This window comes from Bartonella sp. AA81SXKL, assembly GCF_042196945.1.
GTDB lineage: Bacteria > Pseudomonadota > Alphaproteobacteria > Rhizobiales > Rhizobiaceae > Bartonella.
In genome coordinates this window covers 1-720 of sequence record NZ_JBHIRH010000232.1, presented here as the reverse complement: position 1 = coordinate 720, position 720 = coordinate 1, and the positions used below count along the sequence as shown (strand labels likewise).

General features: G+C 35.0%; 1 protein-coding gene and 1 pseudogene. Both read right to left on the bottom strand.

The window, feature by feature from the left end; translation table 11 throughout:
• Positions 1–573, bottom strand: a pseudogene (locus ACFINZ_RS10785) (ribonuclease R); the annotation flags it as partial.
• A gap of 3 nt (positions 574–576) precedes the next feature.
• Positions 577–720, bottom strand: a 144-nt coding sequence (locus ACFINZ_RS10780; protein ID WP_375701518.1) for a topoisomerase C-terminal repeat-containing protein, incomplete at its 5' end; no start/stop codon positions are given.

Genomic DNA, 720 nt, shown 5'->3' with positions numbered 1-720 from the left:
AGATGTATCAATAATCAATTCGCTTGTTTTGCGCTCAACAGAATCAAGACGCCATTGACCATTTTCTAATTTTCGTACAATGCCAAATGTGCTCTTTGGTGATACATCAATTTTACGAATAATTTTCCCTGTATAAGGGAGGCTTTGAGGCACTTTATTTCGAAAAATTTTTACAAGAATATGGTCTCCAACACCAACATTTATTCCTTTTGTACGATGAAAAGGGAGTATTTCAATCTTTGGTTTTGGACCATCTTCCCACTCAAGAGGTTGTGCAATAAAACTACCGTCTTCATCACGTGCAGTAATTTTTAAAATAGCAACCGCTGGTAATTGTCCTTTATTTCTTGCCTTTTTACGCTCCTTTGCTCCTAAGCTCTGATTTTTCAGATCACGCAATATATCTCGTAACCAAATACGAGAATCATTTTTTAAATTAAAAGCTTTTGCTATTTCACGTTTACTTGATCGACCAGGATTCTCATTAATAAAGGAGAGAATTTCTGCTTTATTAGGCAGCCGTCCCAAGTTCAGCGGTTGAAAATATTGTGTTTTTTTTTCACCTTTAGCCAAAATTTATGTCTCTTTTGTTTTAGTAGAAGCTCTTTTTGAGGTTGTTTTTTTACCGGATGCTTTAGCCGATATAAGTTCTAATGCTTCTGAAAGTGTCACATTAATTGGATCTTTATCTTTTGGCAATGTTGCATTAACTTTACCCCA